The organism is Paenibacillus sp. alder61 (genome assembly GCF_020179875.1).
Lineage (GTDB): Bacteria > Bacillota > Bacilli > Paenibacillales > Paenibacillaceae > Fontibacillus > Fontibacillus faecis.
On record NZ_JAIUDG010000020.1, the window covers coordinates 1 to 15,644 of the forward strand.

Here is a 15,644-nt window from a genome sequence, read left to right on the forward strand (position 1 = left end):
TATTGAGCCTGAACATCTCAATTTTATGGGAATGGTCTTGTTGGTCAAACCCTAGATCCCTCCACCCGCATAGCGGGTGGTTTTTTGTTTCGCACGCTTCGCGTACTCAACTGGCTAAAGCCACTAACAAAAAAAAGGGCTTAAAGCTAAGCCCTTTCTTCCCGACAACTTGCCCTTCCAGTTTAGTTAAATCCGCCGTTAACCCTGATCGTCTGCCCGGTAATCCAGCGGGCGTTGTCGCTGACGAGCATTTCGACCGCATTCGCGATGTCCTGCGTTTCGCCAAGCCGTCCGAAGGCGTTCATTCGGCGGTACGAATCGATCAGTTCCTCCGATTTGCCGTTCAGGAACAACTCGGTGGCCACTTGACCGGGCGCAAGGCAATTCATGATGATATCTTTGGGACCGAACTCTTTGGCCAACTGGCGGGTTAACTGTTCGACGGCCCCTTTCGTTGCCGCGTATACGCTGTACTCCGGGAGCATCGCTCCCGACACGGAAGTTGAGAAATTAATGATCGAGCCGCCTCTCGTCATATGTTTCATGGCTTGTTGGCAAGCGAAATACGTTCCTTTTACATTAACCGAAAAGTGCTGGTCAAACATCTCTTCCGTGACGTCCTCAATCGATCTGCGCTCCATGATGCCAGCGTTATTGATCAGAATATCCACACGGCCGAAACGCTCGAGTGTCCTCGTAAACAAATCCTCCACTTCCATCACCTTGCTCACATCGGCGCGTACAGCCAAGGCTTCTCCACCGGCTTGCACAATCGTATCCACCACCTCGTTCGCTTGAGCCGGGCTGGAGGAATAATGGACAATCACCTTTGCGCCGGCTTGGGCCAATTGGATGGCCACCTGGCGCCCAATGCCCCTGGAGGCCCCTGTGACGATTGCAACTTTTTCATTCAAACTCATATGGTTTGCTCCTTTATAATGAATTGGCCGATCCGATCCTCAAGTTCGACCTCGTAAGTTCATTATAAGAAGCTATGGCTTCAACTCGTTAGAACATTGCTGTCCAATCCTTGCCTAATTCTCTTCCGAGACGATAATATAATAATAAATGACATGTTTCCCGAAAAGGAGGTTGCCGACATGGTTGAAGTTATGCGCATGGAGCAAACGCTGCACCAAATGGCTTCCTTGATAAGCCGGCACGTTTCGTCGACCGGAACGCATCGCACTGCCGTCCCCTCATTGATGCTCATGCACGCCACGCAACCGTCGGATCAGCCGTTGGAATCGGTGTATAAACCGTCCATTTGCGTCGTGGCCCAAGGAGCGAAAACGGCCCTACTGGCCGATGAGATTTACCGTTACGATGCTTCTTCCTATCTCGTTACGTCCGTTGAATTGCCGATTGTGGGCCGAATTGTCGAAGCATCCCCGAAAACCCCTTATTTAAGCCTCAAGCTCAGCTTTGATGTCGACGTTATTTTGGATATTGTGAAAAACATGAATCAACCGGTGTCCAATCCTGCGGCATCCCGCGGCATTACCGTGAATCGAACCTCTCCCGGCCTGCTGGAAGCGCTTGTGCGTCTCTTGCAGTTATTGGATACGCCACAGGATATCCCTGTTCTAGCCCCGCTGATTACCCGTGAAATTCTGTATCGGGTGCTGCAAAGCGAGCAAGGCGCTCTCATCCAACAATTTGCGGTCATCGGCAGTCATGCGTATCATATCGCTCAAGCGATTCAAGTGATTAATCGGGAATTCAACCGCCCGCTCATGATCGAGCAGCTGGCAAAGTCCGTCAACATGAGCCCCTCGGCGTTCCATAAACATTTTAAACGCGTCACGGCGATGAGTCCGTTGCAATATCAGAAAACGGTACGCCTGCAGGAAGCTCGGCGTCTCATGCTGACGGAAAACGTGCAAGCCTCCGACGCGGCTTTTCGTGTCGGCTACGAGAGTCCTTCCCAGTTCAGCCGGGAATACGCCCGAATGTACGGACGGCCGCCTATGCTGGATGTCCAGGAACTCCGCGGCTCGATCACGAATTCCGGCATGTTTTAGCCGATATTTTTACTTTGTCTATGGTTTTTCGGCCCATTCGTCCACAATCTTAAAGCTCTTCGCCGACGACAGACAGTTCATGCACTTGATGGTTATCGTCGCGAAGCTCGTAAACAAACCAAAATTTTCCGGTACCGGTTTGTCTAGCTCAGTGTCTTTTCGTAGATGCTGATTTCATGTTCCGGTTTCATGCCGGCCTTTTCATAGAGACGATAGGCTCCCGAAGGATTGGCGGCATCCACGCCTAGCGAGACAAGCGGCTGGCCCGCGCGGTAGGAGGCCGCAAACACGGTGTGCAGCAGCGCGAGCGCAAGACCGCGGCCGCGGAACGGGCGGCGAACGCCGATCTTCTCAATGAATAACAAGTCATCGCGCATACGGGCGAGCGCAAATCCCGCTACGCTTCCCTCCGAATCCCGAGCGATCATCCACCACTGTTCGTTGAAGGTCGGCAGCTGTGTCTTCTCCACCCATTTCTCAAAAGACGGTTCCGCAAAATCCCAATGATCCGCGAAAGATTCGATATAAGCTTCGTAGACCGCTCGTTCGTCGGCCCCCTTCACGTATGGCCCGACGGTGAATCCGTCCGGGAAGTTCGCCGGCGCCGGTTCGGCGTCAAGCCGGATCCCCATCCGTTTAAAGTACCGTACCGGTGCGAACCCCCTGCTCTCAAATAACCGGACGGCATCCCCGCATAGCGTGGGAATCATGCTTTGCAGACGCTTGGGAACCCCGGATTCCCTCCGTAGTTCGGCAGCATGCGATTCAAGCGCCTCCACAAGCATCGAACCGATTCCGCGGCCGCGTACGGAGGGCCTCACGCAGCCGTAGCTGAACAGCTTCTCTTCGCTGTCTTCCTCGAGAAAAGCGTATCCGGTCAGCTTGGATTCCGTATCCTCGACAACCCAAACCTGCTTGTCGAGATCAAATCCGGACCACATGTCCAAAACATCGGCAAGTACGATGTCGGGGGCCCCCAGGTCTTCGGTATCGCAGGCGGCCACCAGATCGCAAACGGCCTGGGCGTCATCCATGGTAGGACGACGCAGGCGATAGGTCGTTTTTTCCATTATAGAAATCTCCTTAAATTTATTTTAGACAGTTTAACATAAAAGCCACTTTCTTCCTATTCCCAAATCGCCGAGCCCCACACTTCCGTCCCCCTCCCTTTGATGCATTGAAACTCGAATCTAACACTTAATAACCATTTCATAGCATGATAGAATTAGGGAGTTTAGCGGGTGTTTTCTCCCTCCGCCTTCCTGGATAATAGAAGGGTAAGTTCTTTGAACCCCATTTGAGAGGAGAAATGCGAATGTCGTCATTGACGAAAAGATTTGCGGCAGTAATGCTATGCTCCGCTCTGTCTTGGACCGGTTGGGCCGGGTCAAGCAGCGCGGCCGCAACTCCCGATCAGCCGCTCACACCGAAAGTAGAATGGAGTTCGACGTATGGCCATAGCTTCGCACGATCCACAGGCAATGCGGTCGCGGCAACTTCGGACGGAGGTTACGTCGCCGTTGGGGATATCGACGAAGTTAGGTCCTCAGACTCCGAAGCCGTACAAAAAGGTTATGTTGTAAAAGTGGATGAAAATGGCAACCAACAGTGGGAGCAAACCGTGTGGATTGACGAAGAGGATTCGTATGTATATGACTTCTCGCTGAAAGAAGTGATCCCTACGCAAGACGGCGGTTACTTCGTCGGCGGATCAGCGACGGACCGCAGTTCCCGGCCGCACAATGTTCCGGTTTTGGCAAAGTTGGACGATCAAGGGAACCTCGAATGGGTAAATCACTATCGAGTCTCCGGATATGTGGATAGCGTCGTGGAAACCCCGGATCACGGGTTTGTTGTTACCGGCTATAATATCAACCCATCGGCAGCGGCCTGGGCCTATTTAATGAAAGTCGATGAACATGGGAATGAAGTTTGGATAAAACAACACCATTTCTCCGACGTGGAGTACCCGATGGGCGATTTTCAATACTTTAATGATCTGTTGATCACACCTGACGGCGGAATTCTGGCGGTCGGGCAAATGGAGGAGTTTATCTCCGAACAACACCCCGACGCTTCCCTCATTGTGAAGCTTGACAGCGAGGGCGAGATTGAATGGACCCGCAAGCAGACCTTGCCGGGGAGCGGCATTTCGGCCAATGCCGTCCAATTGGCGCCGGACGGGACTTATCTCGTGGGAGGGTCGAAACGGCTAGACGATAAAATGACCGTGTTCGTTCTTAATATAGCAACCAATGGTGAAGTTCTTTGGGAGAAGTCTTTTACTGTTGATGAGGGAAGCTTTGCTCTGGGAGAACTCGCCTCCACCTCCGACGGGTTCGCGTTATTGGGTCAATATACTACAGGGAATTACCCGAATTACCACCGTCAATTTCAAGTCTATCAATTGAATGCGGCTGGAAAACTCACAGGAAGTTTGCGATTAGAGGTACCGGGACTTCTCGGTTCGGGTACAGGAACGATGACCGATGACGACGGTTTTATGCTCTCGGGTAAAGTTACCGAAAACAATAAACAACGGATGCTGCTGGTTAAATTATCGGGTCAAACGGAGGAGCCGTCCGCGGAATTAAAAGAAATTCGGTTTGCGAATCCGGAACTGACTCTGCAGATCGGCGAACGTAAGCCGAGTGTCGTACAGGCCGTATATGCCGACGGAAACGCTGCGGATATCACCGGTACGGCCACCCTTACTTCGCTCAACCCGGAAATTGCCTCCGTCGACCCCGATGGCTTCGTTACCGGTCTATCGGTCGGGACCACGGAAATTGTAGCCGAATTCGGCGGTTACACAACAACGCTGCCGGTGACCGTCTCCGAGACCCCGGGTCAAACCGCCGGCCGTTTCTATCTGGATTCGGAGGATTATTCTCTGGAGATCGACAGTGAATTGGACGTCCTTGCTTTATTTACCGATGATACGGGCCATACGTCCATCGTGAACGGTGAAACCCGGTTTACGATCGGCAATCCCGATATCGCTCAAGTTGACGAGCGCGGATATCTCATCGGCATCAAGCCGGGGCTGACTTCCGTGACGGCCACTTACGGGGAACATACCTTCACCGCAAGCGTGCTGGTTGTCAAACCTTACACTCCGCCGGGACAGCTTGACCAGCAGCCGGAGCAACCCCCGGTGACGGAAAGCGATATAGAAAGCGAAGCGCCTGAATTGCCGGGCCAAAAGTAGCATCATCGGATTAAAGCCAAAAAGCCGCCTTCATTGGCGGCTTATCTTTTTTCAAATGTCTAAAATCTGCTGTCGATGTCCGGCTTGGTCATGCTGAGATATTTGAAGCAGGCCCGGCACCCCGTTCCCATCGGGGACTGGGCTACGACCCCCGCCTTAAACCCGCCCGGGGCTTTCATCCCGAAGTAACGGATGAGTTTCCAGTCTTCCCCATTCGCCGAATAGAAAAAGGAAACCGTATTTTCTCTTTTCGTGATTCTTAAGTAGGGGTTCTCTACCGTCACCCGTTCCGAATTGCAATCATCGGAGCATCCGTTTTGGGTTACGACGGAAACGATGGTGGCATGTTCACCGTTGAATTCGTAACAAAGCTTGGCCCAATTGTCCTCATCGGCCATTAACATCAGACATCCCGAATCATAAATATGATGCATCTCCACCTGCAGTTGTGTCGTAAGCTGAAAGGACGTTTCGGCCGGTACATGCAAAAACGGAGCTGAATGAACCACGTGTTTTCCCGCGGGATCCTTGAAAAAATCGGCTTTGGCCGGTGCATGAACACACAACCCGCCATCTGCGGTATACTCCCAACTTGTCGGTTCGTTCATCCATGTTAAACGGTCCCTCTCTCCAATCCGGAACAAATTATGACTCATGTTCATCCTCCAGAAAAAGAATAGGCAAATTTCGAATGGTGAAATATCCCTCTTCCAAGTATACTAGGAACGCATTTCGTTCTTATATATAACATTCCCGCTGTCGGATGTAATAATATGGAACTGCGATACGACCTACTCCAGCGAACGTTTCCCTTCCCAGCGGTAAAGCCAAACGCTAAACAAAATCGCGATGATGGCTGTCCCGGCGATGATGTGGATGACCCCTCTGTTCAACAGCATATGCGGGGAAATCTCTTGAAACCGGGCATAAGGATATTGCGCCCAAATCGTGATCCATCGAGCCGACCAGGCGCAAGGTACATAAATCCAATTGAAATCGCCCAACCCTGTCAGGAGCAGGGCCGCCACCAGACTTTCCACGATCCCCAGCCCCATGGAAGCCCCGCGCCCATAGCGAAGGCTAATAATAAGATGAAGAATGTACATAAAAATGCTGCCTATAAAAAGAATCCCACCCGCGCAAACATAAAATGTCAGATCATATAAGGATGAACCGAGGATAAAGATGTAGCCGAAACCGAAACCGACGGCAGCGAGCATTACACTTGCGAGCCCCAACAGAAGAAGCAGACTGATCTTGCTTACGAACGGCAGCGGTTTGACGGGCGAGGTCAGGAGCATCTGAAAATTCCCCGCATTCGCCTCCTGGTCGGCGGCAAAGGCACACACGATCCCGATCATCGTGGGAAGCGAAATGGCTACGACCTGTAGGTAGGCTTCAACCTTGGATTGTGAGGCCCAGGGACTGAACGCATAATAGGACAGAAACACGGCGATTCCAACCAGAGGTATGACCAGATGTATCCACAATAAGGGCTGCCTGCGCAGTTTGATCAGGTCGGAACGAAGATAGCGCAAATATAATTTCATGTTACCTCGTCTCCTTGGCTTCGAAAGCTTTTGCCGTAATAAAGGACAGCAGAACAAACAACCCCACCGAGATTAGCAATCCGGGTAAAATGACGCTGCCGTCCATCAGCGGATCCCCCTCCGGAACCGGCAAACCGTTAGGCAATACCTGGATGATCGGGCACATCAGCCTGCCGGGAATCGTAAAAGGAACCAACCACCACTTATCTGAAGTCGCCAACATGATTCCCAACCCCACATTACCGACCATGCTGAGAATGAACGTAACAAATACGCCGATCCGGTCAACAAAATAAAGCCACAGCGGAATCTGCCAAAGAAACGTGACGAAAATGACGAGGCAGGCGATCAAGCTGGTGATTGCCGACAACGTCCCGGGAAATACCATGCTCCCCGCCGTAAGAATCAACCAAAAGAACAGCGAAGACACCAGAAACAGCCTGGAGACCTCCGCGATTTTTCCCAACCAGGTTAAAGAAGGTGACAACGGCAGGGCTAGAATCGAACGATATCGCAGTTTCCGGGCATCCTTTTGCAGCACGCCGATACACAGGAGAGCCAAAGTTCCCGGCAGCATCATGGCGTACCACCAATTGAAGCTTCCGCTTTGAAAGAAATGCCCCCCCATCAGTACGACGCATAACATCAGGGTAACCAACGGTGCGATGTAGACCAGCTTCCGAGTAAACGTTCGTTTGACCTTTAAATGCTCGGCCCGAACAACAGCTGTAAAATGATGCATCCTTTACACCCCTTCCTTGCGGTGTTTTCTGGCAATCTCCATAAACAGATCCTCCAGATGCTGGCCGGGTACAACCGGTTCCTGATAGGCCAGTACGCCCCCCGCCATGATCGCGATATCGTCGGCAATCTGTTCTACTTCAGAGAGGATGTGACTTGAAAGAATGACCGTAATTCCGCGTTCGGGAAAAGAACGGATCAGCTCCCGCTGTTCCTGGATTCCTATGGGATCCAGCCCGTTCGTCGGTTCATCCAGGATGAGCAGCTTCGGATGGTTCAGCAAGGCGATCGCGATACCCAAGCGCTGCTTCATTCCCATGGAGAACTGGCCGGACCGTTTGCGTCCGGTGTTTGTCAAATCGACCATATCCAAGACCTCATCGATCCGGGAATCCGGAAGACCTAGGAGTGTGGTCCGTACCTTCAGATTCTCCCTCGCCGTCAAATTTTCATAAAGCGGAGGCGCCTCGATCAGCGCTCCAATCCGGTGCAGAACTTTGCGGTCCCAAGGTTTTCCCTCGAACAGAATTTCGCCCGATCCGGGTTTAAGCATTCCCGTCAACATTTTAAGCGTAGTCGACTTTCCCGCCCCATTCGGACCCAACAGGCCGTAAACGGTATTACGCCGAATCGTCAGGGATACGTTGTGAACCGCTCTTTGTCCTTTGAAGTTTTTACATAATCGGTTGGTTTGTAAAATAATGTCATTCATGCTTCTCCATCCTTTTCCTTTGTTCTCTGGAGACCAGCATATGACCTATTTCTAACAAATTTATAAAGCGGAATAAAAAAACGTGCATTTGAAAAAAAAGCCGCCAGACATGGCGGCCTTTGCGGTATTGAACTTTGATAGGATCTCTCAAATGTTGGCGAGCAGGTCATTCAGCGTCTCAGCCATCGAAGGATGGGCAAAGATCGTATCGCGCAGACAGGTATAAGGCTGCTCCCGCCATGGCATGCCCCGCCTTTACTTCAAAATCATTCGTTTGCATTGGCTGGTTCAAGGTCCGCCGAGCTGCGAACCGAATTTTTGTAGATCTCTCCCCAGTCCCTCATTGCTGCAATGATCGGAGTCAGGGTCCGGCCGAAATTCGTTAAAGAATACTCCACCTTGGGCGGGACCTGATGATAGACCTCGCGATGCACGATACCGTCTTCCTCCAACTCCCTAAGCTGCAGGGTAAGCATGCGCTGAGTAATGGACGGGCAAATTTTGCGAAATTCATTAAATCGCTTCGGGCCGGACATCAAATGATACAGCAGCACACCCTTCCATTTGCCGCCGATCACGTCCAACGTGAATTCCACCGGGCAGCCTTCATCATTGGGGCAAAATCCGTATCCGCTCTTTCGGTCTCTCATGATTTCTTTCGCTCCTAAAACATATTTAAAAACCTTCCAGAACCACCTTGCCGACGGTTCTGCCCGTTTCCAGCATGGCATGCGCTTTGCGAAGATTCGCGGCGTTAATCGGCTTCAGCGTTTCGTTCGTCGTCGTCCGAAGCACTCCATCGTCCACAAGCCGGGCGAGCTCATTTAACAAGTTATGCTGTTCTATCATATCCGGGGTTTGATACGTAGACCGGGTGAACATCAATTCCCAAACAAACGTAACGCTTTTGTTCTTTAACAAGGTCAAGTTCAATAATTCATCCGTTTCGACGATAGAACAAATCTTCCCTTGCGGTGCGATCGCTTCCGCCATGTTCGACCAGTGTTTCTCGGTGCTGTTCAGGCAGAGAATATAATCGACCTGCTCCCATCCCGCCGCCTTTAACTGCGGAAGGAAGGCCTCAAAATGGTTAATGACATGGTCGGCGCCAAGTCCTGTTACCCAGTCTGCCGATTCGGGCCGGGAAGCGGTGCCGATGACCGTTAAACCGGAATATTTCGCCAACTGCGTCGCAATCGATCCGACACCGCCGGCGGCACCGATGATCAAAATCGTCTTCCCTTCATTATCGCCTTTGTTGCGGGAAATGCCAAGCCGGTCGTACAAACTTTCCCAAGCGGTGATCGACGTTAACGGCAATGCAGCAGCCTGGGCAAAATCCAGTTTGGACGGCTTCATGCCGACAATCCGTTCATCCACCAGATGGAACTCGCTGTTCCCTCCGGGCCGGGTAATGCTGCCGGCATAAAAGACTTCGTCACCCGGACGGAACAACGTCACTTCCGGACCGACCTGCTCCACCACGCCCGCGACATCCCAGCCCAAAATTTTGGGCTCGCTCTCCTCGCGGTTCTTCGGGGAACGCACCTTGTAGTCGACCGGGTTAACGGAGATCGCCCTTACCTTAACGAGCAAATCTCTCCCCGCCGGCACGGGCTTCTCCACTTCCACGTCCAACAGGCTTTCCGGATCCTCAATCGGCAAGTACTTATAAAGACCTACGGCTTTCATTGTCTCTTTCGTCATGTTTTTTCTCTCCTTTGCGTTTACAGCAGTTTTTGTTGTTATCGGCAGTATAATCTATAGGTTCGCAAGTGAACAGTACGCACATTTATGTGATATAGTATCAATTTGTATACTATTGGCGTCGGACAAGCCAAAAAATCCGACCCTCCTTTATTGAGGAAATCGGATTTTTATGTCGGGGTCATTCTTCGTTTAAACGCAGTGAATATTGATGGGGAGCCCAAGGCAACCCCTGAAACCTGAGGACACGATCGCTGACCAATTTCCAGATACGATACGTGATATGCCGAATCCTTCGCCCTAAATCATAACCACAGAATAAGGGCCATTTGCGGCGTTATTTTGTCGAATTCGTCCCTTCGGTGGGAAATAGCGGTCTTTTGAGGCCTTATTTTAGGCAAAAGCGGGCTGAAACCTGATTTTTGGACTCGCATCAGTGAAATAAGATCCTTTTTGGCCGCTATTTTTCCCGAAAAGGCAAATTGGCTCGAAATAACGGCCCAAAACGCCGCTATTATAACAGGCAGCAAGAAAGATTGCGGATAGGCAGCACCATAATAGTTTAATGCAACGCTAGTGCAAATCTGCAGGAATTTAGCTTGAACACTCTTATGATAACGAACCCATCAGCTGGTTTTTTATTTCGCACGCTTCTCGGGCTCAAAGCGCTAAAACCCCAAAGAAAAAAGATGCACATCACGTGCATCCTTTCCCAAGGACTGATTTACGATTTTATGAAAACGGTCCGGCCGTTGAGTTCCTGAAGGTTGCGGTGATTGTCGTCGTAGTATTGATAGAACTCATCCAGTTGCTTCTGGGATAGTTCCACCGGCTGTTTCAGGATATACCATTCCACATTTTCGGTTAAAGGCGGCGTCGTTAAAGACCCCAAATAATGATAGTACCCCAGGTTGGCGGGGAGTAATTTTTGAATGTCCAATTTATCGATCTTTATCCCCTTTTCCCCACTCGCATTGGACTTGGCCGCATCCAAAATTTGTTGAAACGCTGTGTTCGCCTTCCCAGCCTTAAACATCACTCCGATCACCGCTTTTCGGCCGTCTTGCGCTTCATGGACGAAGTGACCTTCCAGCGGAAAGTGTTTGCCGTTGATCGTATGCTCGCTTACGGCATGAAAATGAACTTGCTTAAGGGAGAACGTGCGATCATCGATTTCCGCGGTACCGCGCAAGCCAACTTGGATGCTGTGTCCGTCATCAACGACCGAAGTTCCTACCTCATCATACTTCAACGTCAAATCGGAACCTTTATACTTAACGGCTTGGGACGTAACAATATTGATTGGAGATTGCATCTTGCCTGACACAAATTCCCATTCGTCCTGATGATCATACGAGAAATGGGTTGGTTCCGTTACATTTGTTGCCGCATAACTTGACGAAAAACCCGCCAGCAATAAAAAGGCCGTTAATCCTAATACGATATAATTCTTCTTCATCCTACATCCTCTTTCAAATAAAATATCAGGGGTCGACACCATAAATTACAGGAATTTCCTGCTGATCATTATACTCCTTCCATTTATACATGCAATGAATCTTACAAACTAAATTCGCAAGAAGCTGGGTAGTTCTTAAGGAATACGGCGTTCCGTTGCATTACTCCCCTAGCCTTTGCGATAATGGATACAATCTTAATTGTGATAAAAAGAGGAGGAATCACCATGAACTATCGTCATCTCGGCAGCAGCGGGCTGCAAGTCTCGGCACTGGGCCTGGGTACGAATGCGTTCGGCAAACGCGCCGACGAACCCACCTCCATTCGAATTGTCCATTACGCACTGGACAGCGGGATTAATTTCATCGATACGGCCAACATCTACGCGGGAACGGAATCCGAGCGAATCATCGGACTAGCGCTTAAAGGTAGAAGGCAACAGGCTGTTCTTGCGACCAAAGCCGGACTTCCCACCGGCCAAGGCCCCAACCAAAGGGGCTCCTCCCGTTATCACCTGCAGCAGGAGTTGGAAGGAAGTCTTCGCCGGCTGGGGACCGATTATGTCGACCTTTACCAGATACATACCTTCGATCCGTTCACACCGTTGGAGGAAACCCTTCGTGCTCTGGACGATATGATTACCTCGGGTAAAGTCCGCTACATCGGGGCATCCAATTATGCAGCCTGGGAACTGATGAAGGCGCTAAGTGTCAGCGAGCAGCTGCGGTTATCGAAATACATTTCCCTCCAATGCAGCTATTCCCTCGCCGACCGTACCCCGGAAAAAGAATGGGTTCCCCTTTGTTTGGACCAAGGAATCGGCATCATTCCTTATTTCCCTTTGGCAGGAGGGATTTTGACCGGTAAGTACGCTGCGGATCGGGCGCCTGCCGGATCAAGAGCGGATACAGACCCCAATTTTGCGAGATTTCTAACGGATGAACGAATCCAACTCGGCAACGAAATCGGAAAGATCGCTAAAGAAGTAGAGATCAGCCCGACCGCTTTGTCTTTAGCCTGGTTGATGAACCGCCCGGCAGTATCCACCGTGATTGTCGGAGCCACCCGGGTGGAACAATTGCAGGACAGCCTGCAAAGCGTGTCCATTCCTTATGATACGGATTTGGAGCGCAAGCTGAATGATATAAGCAGCCGATTCGTCCACAGCGAACCGTTTGCCGAATATCGACTGAAATAGCGGGAGGGTGTGACAAGGATGTCAAAGGTGGATTGGGAAGAAGAAAGCAAGCGTTTTAATGCAACGGCGGCATATTACGATCTTTACAGACCCAGTTACCCCAAAGAATTAATCCACTGTATAGAAAAGAAATCGAATATTGGCTTGGATTCAAAAATACTTGAAATCGGTGCTGGCAGTGGAAAGGCATCCGAGTTGTTCTTAAATCGAGGATATAACCTTGTATGCATCGAGCCGAGTCCTCAATTAGCAGAGATGGGGATGAATAAACACAAGGACAAAAAGGTGGAATTTGTTGTTACACGGTTTGAAAATTGGATGGAGCCGAACCATTATTTTGATATGGTGTTCTCTGCGCAAGCCTTTCACTGGGTACCAAAGCCTATTGGTTATACAAAGTGCGCAAACAGCTTAAAGACACATGGTTATCTGGCTTTATTTTGGAATATGTACTTAAGTGAAATCGAACCACAATACAAAGAATTAATTTCCCTTTGTATCAATTATGATGTGTTCCCGTTTCATAGTTTGGAAGAAATCAACAATAGGATTAACAATATTACAATAGAAATTTCCAATTGTGAACATTTCGCTCCCCCCTCTGTTCATCGTTTTCCTTGGAATCAACAGTACAATATTGAAGGCTTCATTGGCTTTTTGAAAACGGGGAGCGGTTTCCTCGCTCTGCCAGAGTCGGATCAAACCAAGTTAATTCACGAGGCCACAACTATCATGTTAAAACATGGTGGAAGGCTAACGCTAAAATTTATCAGCACCTTATTCTTAGCAAAGAAACGGTAAGACCATCTAAATAAAAAGAATTTAAAACCGCCTTTTTCCGGAAGGCGGTTTTGCTTTTGATTTTACGTTCGGTCTGCATTGAAATTCATCGATTGATTTAAGGAAATTGAGACACGAATTGGAACCATTACGCCATTGTGCTGGATGTGCCCGAGGAAAGCGCGACGATCTCGATCGGCGTGATACTGATGGGAACCGGAAAGGTTTGGGTCGACAGCTTCCGTTTTGAAGAAGTCGACTTGAACGTGCCGAGTACGAACCTGGAGCTTGTTTAAGAGATGCTCGATGAACCTGCGAATCTATCTTTTGAGGAATAGGATAATATGAATTCATCTTTAAACCCGTTCTGGCGGGACTCATCTGCGCTATATCGGAGCTCCTAGCCAAGCTCGTCCAAAGATCGGTGTGCCTCCCGGGATTTCCCTTTATATCGCTTAAATCCAAAAAGATGGATCGATCGGTCGGATAAAAGCAAGCCTGCCAGCGTAAGGATCATCCCTAAAGCCGTAATCACCGTTATCGGCTCATGCAGAATGGAAAAGGACGCAATCACGGTTACCGCCGGCACCAGAAAAATGTAGGTGCTCGTGCGCACTGCCCCGAGTACGCCGACGCTCCAGTTCCAGGTAACAAAACACAGTGCCGAAGCTCCCAAGCCGAGAAACAACAGGTTGAATAGCTGGGTACTGTCTTGAAACCTTGAAAGGCCGAGATGAAATCCGGGCGAGAAGCATACCGGCAGCATGAAAACCAACCCGTAAAAAAAGACCCGGCGAGTACAGCCAATGGCCGGAATACCCAACGAGCTGATTTTGCGCATCAGAATCGAGTATATCCCCCAAATGACGCTGGAAAGAAAGGCCAGTACATCACCCAACGGATTCAGCGCCAATTGGCTGGCTCCGTTAAAGGAGATCATCACAATTCCCGCCATAGCCACCGCAAAACCGGCCAAAAAGCGTAGATGCAGCGACTTCTCCCCCAACAGAAAATGGGCTAGAACGGCCGTAATTAACGGCGCTGCGGACACGATGATGCCGACATTGGAAGCCAACGTGTAAGTTAATGCGATATTTTCCAGTAGGAAATAGAGGGTAACCCCGGTGAGCCCGGCTGCCGCGAAAAGCAGCTCCTCCCGGATCGGCCTCAATGAGATCACCTTCGGGTAAATCGCCCAGAGGACGGCATACCCGATCAAAAAGCGAAACAGCAGGATTTCCTGCGGCAAAAAATCCCCCAGCATCAGCTTGGTCGAAATAAATGTAGTGCCCCATATCAAAATGGTCAAAAGAGCGGCCGTGTGTGCGGTTGTGGTACGACGCCGGCCGCTCATACGTTAACCTTCCGCTTTAAAGGGACAGATGCGGCTTCCTCACGGAAGATTTTCATATATTGGCCGGGAGTTAGACCTATATACCGTTTGAAAAAGTGAGTCAAATGGCTCTGGTCGCTGAATCCGGTCTTCAAGGCGGCTAACGAGGGAGCGATCCCTTGTTCCAGGAGTTTCTTGGCGGCGCCGATTCGAATCGTCTCCAGGTAGTTGTACGGCGATATTCCCTGATCACGGGTAAATGAACGAATAAAATGATATTTGCTAAGCCCGGCAAGGCCGCAAAGCTTATCCAGTGTTATTTTCTCCGGGTAATGGCTCTCCATATATTCGCACACCCTGCGAAATTCGGCCGTCCTCCCGCTGTGCGCAGGCTCTGCCCGAACTTCCGAATAATCCTGGACGATCTGTCCCATCAATACAAAGAACAATTCCTCCTTGATGAAATCCGTTTCGCCCTCACTGATTAGTTGGTGCAGTTCCTTAAGCAAAGGAGCCAACTCGGTTCCGCGCAGCACAGGTCCGGCAAACACCGGCGTCTCCTCCCTTCCCGATATATCGAGGGAGAGTTCCCGCATGCGGTCAACCTCTATATTGATGCAGCGATAGTCAAGCACATCCCCATCAACCTGCATACAGGTGTGGACATCCTTCGGATTAAAAATAATCATATCTCCGGGATGGATGATGTACTCCCGTTGGTTACATTCCAGGTAACGCTGTCCTTTCTCTATAATCCCAAAGACGTAATAGTCATGAAAATGATGCGGAAACTTCTGCATGATCCCCTCAAACCGGTAGGCTTCCACGTCCAGTTCAGCGTCGTAACAGACCGTTCGGATCTCCTTCGTCATCATGTAACCTCCTCGTATGTACTCCACCTTATCCACTATACCAGAAAGTTTTTATCCC

At 50.2% G+C, this 15,644-nt stretch carries 15 protein-coding genes and 1 pseudogene; 5 read left to right on the forward strand and 11 right to left on the reverse strand.

The features are described 5' to 3' along the window. Positions 1–182: 182 nt before the first annotated feature. Entirely contained in the window at positions 183–920 is a 738-nt protein-coding gene (locus LBW89_RS19870) for an SDR family oxidoreductase (RefSeq protein ID WP_225040007.1), read from the reverse strand. Between the two features lie 180 nt (positions 921–1,100). On the opposite strand from LBW89_RS19870, the gene LBW89_RS19875 reads away from it, so the two are divergent. After that, positions 1,101–2,024, forward strand: coding sequence for an AraC family transcriptional regulator (locus LBW89_RS19875; RefSeq protein WP_225040009.1), 924 nt, complete (start codon positions 1,101–1,103; stop codon positions 2,022–2,024). Between the two features lie 143 nt (positions 2,025–2,167). On the opposite strand, the gene LBW89_RS19880 is transcribed toward LBW89_RS19875, so the two are convergent. Next, positions 2,168–3,094, reverse strand: coding sequence for a GNAT family N-acetyltransferase (locus LBW89_RS19880; protein WP_225040011.1), 927 nt, complete (start codon positions 3,092–3,094; stop codon positions 2,168–2,170). Positions 3,095–3,339: 245 nt separating this feature from the next. On the opposite strand from LBW89_RS19880, the gene LBW89_RS19885 reads away from it, so the two are divergent. Then, complete coding sequence (locus LBW89_RS19885; RefSeq protein WP_225040013.1) at positions 3,340–5,235, forward strand: Ig-like domain-containing protein; 1,896 nt, start codon at positions 3,340–3,342, stop codon at positions 5,233–5,235. Positions 5,236–5,294: 59 nt separating this feature from the next. Here the strand turns inward: LBW89_RS19885 and LBW89_RS19890 are convergent, their stop codons facing one another. From LBW89_RS19890 to LBW89_RS19920, 7 genes are all read right to left on the reverse strand, one after another. Beyond that, positions 5,295–5,891, reverse strand: a complete 597-nt coding sequence (locus tag LBW89_RS19890; RefSeq protein ID WP_225040015.1) for a DUF1349 domain-containing protein — start codon at positions 5,889–5,891, stop codon at positions 5,295–5,297. 135 nt (positions 5,892–6,026) lie between these two features. Next, on the reverse strand, positions 6,027–6,785 hold the full coding sequence (locus LBW89_RS19895) for a lantibiotic immunity ABC transporter MutG family permease subunit (protein WP_225040016.1): 759 nt from the start codon (positions 6,783–6,785) through the stop codon (positions 6,027–6,029). Position 6,786: 1 nt separating this feature from the next. After that, positions 6,787–7,527, reverse strand: coding sequence for a lantibiotic immunity ABC transporter MutE/EpiE family permease subunit (locus LBW89_RS19900; protein WP_225040017.1), 741 nt, complete (start codon positions 7,525–7,527; stop codon positions 6,787–6,789). 3 nt (positions 7,528–7,530) lie between these two features. Next, positions 7,531–8,238: a lantibiotic protection ABC transporter ATP-binding protein gene (locus LBW89_RS19905; protein ID WP_148457735.1), complete on the reverse strand. Its 708-nt coding sequence runs from the start codon at positions 8,236–8,238 to the stop codon at positions 7,531–7,533. 266 nt (positions 8,239–8,504) lie between these two features. Further along, complete coding sequence (locus tag LBW89_RS19910; protein ID WP_148457736.1) at positions 8,505–8,888, reverse strand: winged helix-turn-helix transcriptional regulator; 384 nt, start codon at positions 8,886–8,888, stop codon at positions 8,505–8,507. 25 nt (positions 8,889–8,913) lie between these two features. Continuing rightward, positions 8,914–9,945 (reverse strand): zinc-binding alcohol dehydrogenase family protein, encoded by a 1,032-nt coding sequence (locus LBW89_RS19915; RefSeq protein ID WP_225040019.1) that lies wholly within the window; start codon positions 9,943–9,945, stop codon positions 8,914–8,916. 724 nt (positions 9,946–10,669) lie between these two features. Next, positions 10,670–11,404 carry a carbonic anhydrase gene (locus LBW89_RS19920; protein ID WP_225040021.1) on the reverse strand — a complete coding sequence of 245 codons (735 nt, stop codon included), beginning with the start codon at positions 11,402–11,404 and terminating at the stop codon, positions 10,670–10,672. A 225-nt stretch (positions 11,405–11,629) separates the two neighbouring features. On the opposite strand from LBW89_RS19920, the gene LBW89_RS19925 reads away from it, so the two are divergent. The 3 genes and pseudogenes from LBW89_RS19925 to LBW89_RS19935 all read left to right on the forward strand — a co-directional run. Further along, positions 11,630–12,601, forward strand: coding sequence for an aldo/keto reductase (locus tag LBW89_RS19925; RefSeq protein ID WP_225040023.1), 972 nt, complete (start codon positions 11,630–11,632; stop codon positions 12,599–12,601). Between the two features lie 18 nt (positions 12,602–12,619). Then, a complete protein-coding gene (locus tag LBW89_RS19930) occupies positions 12,620–13,402 on the forward strand; it encodes a class I SAM-dependent methyltransferase (RefSeq protein ID WP_213505688.1) in 783 nt (260 codons plus the stop codon). A 113-nt stretch (positions 13,403–13,515) separates the two neighbouring features. Then, positions 13,516–13,677 (forward strand): annotated as a pseudogene (locus LBW89_RS19935) (AraC family transcriptional regulator); the annotation flags it as partial. 104 nt (positions 13,678–13,781) lie between these two features. On the opposite strand, the gene LBW89_RS19940 reads toward LBW89_RS19935, so the two are convergent. Further along, positions 13,782–14,735, reverse strand: coding sequence for a DMT family transporter (locus tag LBW89_RS19940; protein WP_225040025.1), 954 nt, complete (start codon positions 14,733–14,735; stop codon positions 13,782–13,784). Further along, on the reverse strand, positions 14,732–15,586 hold the full coding sequence (locus LBW89_RS19945; RefSeq protein ID WP_225040116.1) for an AraC family ligand binding domain-containing protein: 855 nt from the start codon (positions 15,584–15,586) through the stop codon (positions 14,732–14,734). The genes LBW89_RS19940 and LBW89_RS19945 overlap by 4 nt, the downstream gene beginning before the upstream one ends. Between the last annotated feature and the right edge of the window lie 58 nt (positions 15,587–15,644).